Here is a 5,178-nt window from a genome sequence, read left to right on the forward strand (position 1 = left end):
GGCGGGGGTGGCCGCCTCGCGGCGCGCCAGCACCTCTCCGCCGGGGCCGACCAGGGCGGCGGCCGTTTTGGTGCCGCCGATGTCGACCCCGACCGTCGGTGCCGTCATCCCTTCAGGCCGGTGTGCGCGAGGCCCTCGACGAACTGCTTCTGCGCGATGACGAACACCACCAGGACCGGCAGGGCGGTCATCGACGCCGCGGCCAGCTGGACGTCCCACATCGGGCCGCCGTAGGCGTCGACGAACTGGGTGAGCGCCTGCGGCAGGGTGAACTTCTCCGGCGAGGAGAGGAACACGATCGGTTCCAGGTAGAGGTTCCAGCTGTGCAGGAAGGTGAAGATGGCCACCGCGCCCAGCGCGGGCCGCGACAGCGGCAGCGCGATCCGCCAGAAGGTGGCGAAGCGACCCAGCCCGTCGACCCGGGCCGCCTCCTCCAACTCGCCGGGCAAGCTGATGAAGAACTGCCGCATGATGAACGTCGCCAGCACACTCGGCGCGCCGAAGATCGGCACCAGGATCAGCGGCCAGTGGGTGTTGACCAGCCCCAGCTTGAAGAACATCTGGAACAGCGGCACGATCGTCACCTCGCTGGGGATCAGCAGGCCCGCGAGGACGACCAGGAACAGCAGGTTCTGGCCGCGGAACCGGATCCGCGCGAACGCGTACCCGGCCAGCGCCGACACGGCCAAGGTGCCGACGGTGACCAGCACCGCGATGTAGAGGCTGTTGAGGTACTGCTGCCCGAACGGCTGCAGCTCGAACACCCGCCGGTAGGCGTCCAGCCGGGGATTCGTCGGCAGCAGCTGCGGCGGGAAGGAGAAGACGTCCGCCACCGGCTTCAGCGACGAGGTGACCATCCACCAGGTCGGGAAGACGAACGGGATGGCCAGGACCAGCAGCACCCCGTAGAGCAGCAGCTTGGTCCGCCGCGACAGGTCACGACTCATGGAAGACCCACCTCTTGCGCATCTGCCACTGCAGCACGGTGAGCGCGAGCACGATCACGAACAGCAGGATCGACAGGGTCGCGCCGTAGCCGAAGTGATGGAACTGGAAGGCCTGCTGGTAGAGGTAGTAGACGAGCACCGTGGTCGAGGTGCCCGGCCCGCCCTGGGTCAGCACCGCGATCTGCGCGAAGACCTGCAACGACCCGACCACCGTGATGATGGACGTGAGCAGGATCGTCGGGCTGATCAGCGGTACGGTGATCCGCCAGAACTGGCGCAGCCGGCTCGCCCCGTCGACCTCGGCGGCCTCGTACAACTCCGCCGGCACGCCCTGCAGGGCGGCCAGGAACAGCACCATGTTCAGGCCGACGTTCTTGAACACCTGCACGACGATGACCGACAGCATCGCGGTGCCCTCGCTGCGCAGCCAGTTCGGCCCGTCCACGCCGATCAGGTCGAGCAGGCCGTTGATCCCGCCGTTCTTCTGCAGCAGGAACCCCCACACGATGGTCCACGCCACCAGGGAGACCACCACGGGGGAGAAGAACAGGGTGCGGAACACGATGGTGCCCCGCAGCTTCTGGTTGAGCAGCACCGCCAGCAGCAACGCCAGGCCGAGGTTGAGCACGACCAGGCCGACGGAGAACAGCCCGGTGGCCCGCAGCACCGCACCGAGATTGGGATCGTCGGCGAGCGCCGCGTAGTTGTCGCCGCCGACGAACTCGAAGGTGCCGGCGAGCACGTTCCACTCGTGCAAGCTGTACCAGACCACGAGGACCAGCGGCACGATCACGAACACGACGCTGCCGAGCAGTTGCGGGGCGATGAACAGGTAACCGGTGAGCTGGTCCCGGCGGCGGGTGGTCCAGAACGGCCGGGCCCGGCCCGGGGCGGGCCCGGCAACCGCCGGGCCCACCCTGGTGTCCGTCTGGGTCATGATCGTCGGCCCTACTTCGCCAGCAGCGGCTGGATCTTGGCGCAGACGCCGTCCAGGACGGCCTTGACGTCCGCGTTCGGCTGCCACAGCGGGTCCAGGCCGGCACGGACCTGCTGGCTCAGCTCGGCCTGCCCGGCGTGGCTGGGCTTCACCACGCCGCTGGTGATGCCGTCGATGACCACCTTCTGCAACTGCTCGGGCTTGAGCTTCGGGTTCGTCTTCGCCAGGGTCTCAGCGGTCAGCTGCGACTGCCGCGGCGGCGGGAAGAACTGGGCGAGCTTGGCCGAGTTGGTGGGATTGGTGAGGAAGGCCAGGAAGTCGGCCGCCTGCTGGGCGTGCGGGCTCTTCTTCATCACCCCGATGCCGGCCTGGCCGACCACCGCGTACGGCCCCTTCGGGCCCGCCGGCAGCGGGACCAGGTCCCAGCCGAAGCCGTCGTCCTTCAGCAGCGAGGCACGCGAGATCTGGGTGACCGTCATGGCCGCGTCACCGGCGAAGAAGTCGGCGGTGGTACCCGGCCCCGGCAGCGCCTTCTGGGTGAAGATGCCCTTGTGCAGGGTGGTCATCGCCTCGACCATCTCCGGGCTGTTGAAGCCGCAGGTCTTGCCGTCCTCGCTCCACGCCTGGGCGCCCCACCCGGTCCAGAAGGTGGACAGGTTGTCCCAACCCTTGTAGTCGAAGTCCCGGATCACAAGTCCGGCCTTGCCGGACTTCGCGGCCGTCGCCCCGGCGACGGCCAGCGCGTTGTCCCACGTCCACTGCCCGGCCGCGATCAGCTCGGCCGGCGTCTTCTGCCCGGCCTTCTTCACCATGTCGGTGTTGACGAAGACCCCGAACGGCGAGGTGGAGAAGGGGTAGGCGTACAGCTTCCCGCCGGTCTGCCAGAGCTTGAGGGTGGCGGGGGAGAGGTCCTCGTACTGGTAGCCCTCGGCCTTCTTGAGGGTGTCGTCCAGCGGCAGCAGCGCGCCGGAGGCGACGAAGTCGGGGGCCGAGTTCTCGAACACCCAGGCGAGGTCGGGGGCGTTCCCGCCGGCGATCTGGGTGGTCAGCGTGGTGGTGTAGTTCTCGAACGGCAGCGGGTCGAACTTGATCTCCGCGACGTCCGGGTGGGTCTTGCGGTACTCGTCGGCGATCTCGTTGAACAGCTTCAGGTGCGCCTCGTTGGCCGACCAGACGGTCACCCGCAGCCGGGCCGGGCCCTTGTCCTCCGCCTCGCCGCCACCGCAGGCGGACAGCGCGAGGGCGCCGGCCAGTGCCGCGGCGACCAGACGCAGCGACTTCCCTAATCTCACAATCTTCTCCTCACCGGGGGTTTCAGTAGCCCGCGATTTGCGGCCAGCGGCGTTCCACGCCGGCGGCCGAGATGCGGTCCGTGAATTCGGCCAGCAGGCTGGGGGTGCCGCGGACCGCACGCGGGGACTCGCCCCGCGTCAGGCAGAAGTCGGCCAGCAGGCCGGCGACCTCGCCGACATTCCATTCGACGGGGTGCAGCCGGTAGCTGCCGTTGGTGATGTGCGTGGTGCCGATGTTCTTGCCGGCCGGCAGCAGGTTCTCCATCCGCTGCGGGATCAGCGCGCCGAGCGGGATCTCGAATGGGCAGGAGCCGACGTCGATGTAGTTGTCGCCGCCGGTGGACGGGTGCAGGTCGATGCGGTACATCCCCACGCCGATCGAGTCGGCGTAGTGCACCGCGCCGTGCTCGCCCCGCACCGCGAGGGAGAGGTCCTGCTCCACCACCGTGTACTCGGCCCGGATACGGCGTGATTCCCGGATGTAGGGCGCCTGCGCCAGGCCGTCGCGGCTGCCGGTCACGTCGCCGCGCAGCCGCAGCCCGGGGAAGCCGGTGCCGCCGTCGGGCCGGGGCGCCTCCGTCTGCAGCCAGTACAGCACCGAGTACGACAGCTCGCGGGCCTTGGCCAGGTGCCACGACGCGTTCGGCACGTCGATGACCGGGCCCTCGAAGTAGTCGATCATCGGCCAGTTGACCAGCGTGATGTCGCTGCCGTACGTGCCGTCGACGAAGTTGCGCCGGGCGGCGATCCGCCGGAACGTCCACAGGTTCCCGTCACCCGGGTTCACGCGCTGATCGGCGTTGACGCTCAGCGGGTCGTCGTCCGGGTTGGGGGTGAAGCTGCGCTCGACGATCTCCAGGGTGCGCGGGTGCGGCGACTTCCAGGACAGCAGCCGGTCACCCCAGAAGTCGGGCTTGTAGTCGCGCCAGAAGTCGTACCCGGCCGGGCGGTCGATGGTGTGGTCGCCGTCGACGTGGTCGAGGGCGAAGCAGACCGACACCGCCTGCATGTTCATCGGCTGCGCCCCGGCCGGCGCGCTCGGCTCGCCCGTCTCGGCCTGCGACTCGAACCCGGTGACGTACTCGGTGCCGGTCAGCGGCAGCAGCTCACCGGTCTCGGTGGCGTCCAGCACGTACGGCGCGACCACGTCGATCCGCTCGTCCCGGTCGCGGTGCGCCAGGGTGACCCCGGTGACCCGGTCCCCGTCGGTCTCCGCGGCCACCGGCCGGTACGGCTGCAGCACCCGCAGCCGCCCCGATCCCCGGTACGGCGCCAGCATCTCCTCAAGCACGGCGACGGCCACCCGCGGTTCGTGGCAGATCCGGCTCACCCAGCCGGCGCCCGGGTTGAGGTCCGTCCAGGCCCGGGAGCGCGCGGTCAGCGGGTAGTGGCGGCGGTAGTAGTCGCGGATGCCGTTGCGCAGGGCCCGGTAGCTGGCGGTGGCGCCGAACTGTTCGATCCAGGAGTGCTCGTCCGGCGGGACGGCCTGGCTGGTGAGCTGCCCGCCGAGCCAGTCGAACTCCTCGGTCAGGATGACGGACCGGCCGGCCCGGGCCGCGGCGAGCGCCGCGGCGACGCCGCCCAGTCCGCCCCCGACGACGAGGACGTCCGCACGCATAAGTACCACTTGCTTCCTTCCAGTTGCGCGGCCGGCCGCTCAGTGCCGGTCGACCGCCGGATCAGGGGTGCCGAGGGTGTCGCCCTCGACGAGTTCGCAGGGGAGGAGTCGCTGCTGGAGGCCGGCGGCGCTGCCGTCGATGACACCGGTCAGCACCTCGACGGCCTGCCGGCCCATCTCCTCCCGGGGGATGCGGAACCCGGTGAACGCGATGTCGGTGGGGACCGGGGCGGTCGGGTCGCCGAGGGTCAGGATCGACAGGTCGCCGGGCACGGCCAGCCCGCGCCGGCGGGCGGCCGATTCCAGCGCGACCGCCGTGGCGAAGTCCTCCACGAACGCGACCGTGCTGCCGTCGGTCAGCAGGTCGTCGAGGGCCGCGTCGGC

5 protein-coding genes are annotated in these 5,178 nt (G+C 70.0%); all 5 read right to left on the reverse strand.

Annotation, left to right across the window (positions count from 1 at the left end; all coding sequences use genetic code 11):
- Window positions 1–104: 104 nt before the first annotated feature.
- Entirely contained in the window at window positions 105–947 is an 843-nt protein-coding gene (locus ACWEVO_RS29455; protein WP_452310739.1) for a carbohydrate ABC transporter permease, read from the reverse strand.
- Window positions 937–1,884 (reverse strand): carbohydrate ABC transporter permease, encoded by a 948-nt coding sequence (locus ACWEVO_RS29460; protein ID WP_452310740.1) that lies wholly within the window; start codon window positions 1,882–1,884, stop codon window positions 937–939. Before ACWEVO_RS29460 ends, ACWEVO_RS29455 begins: the two co-directional genes overlap by 11 nt.
- 11 nt (window positions 1,885–1,895) lie before the next feature.
- Window positions 1,896–3,176 carry an ABC transporter substrate-binding protein gene (locus ACWEVO_RS29465; protein ID WP_452310741.1) on the reverse strand — a complete coding sequence of 427 codons (1,281 nt, stop codon included), beginning with the start codon at window positions 3,174–3,176 and terminating at the stop codon, window positions 1,896–1,898.
- Between the two features lie 22 nt (window positions 3,177–3,198).
- A complete protein-coding gene (locus tag ACWEVO_RS29470) occupies window positions 3,199–4,794 on the reverse strand; it encodes an FAD-dependent oxidoreductase (RefSeq protein WP_452310742.1) in 1,596 nt (531 codons plus the stop codon).
- Window positions 4,795–4,833: 39 nt separating this feature from the next.
- A partial coding sequence (locus ACWEVO_RS29475) for a substrate-binding domain-containing protein (RefSeq protein WP_452310743.1) occupies window positions 4,834–5,178 on the reverse strand: 345 nt, incomplete at its 5' end.

The sequence above is a fragment of the Micromonospora sp. NPDC003776 genome (assembly GCF_053605645.1).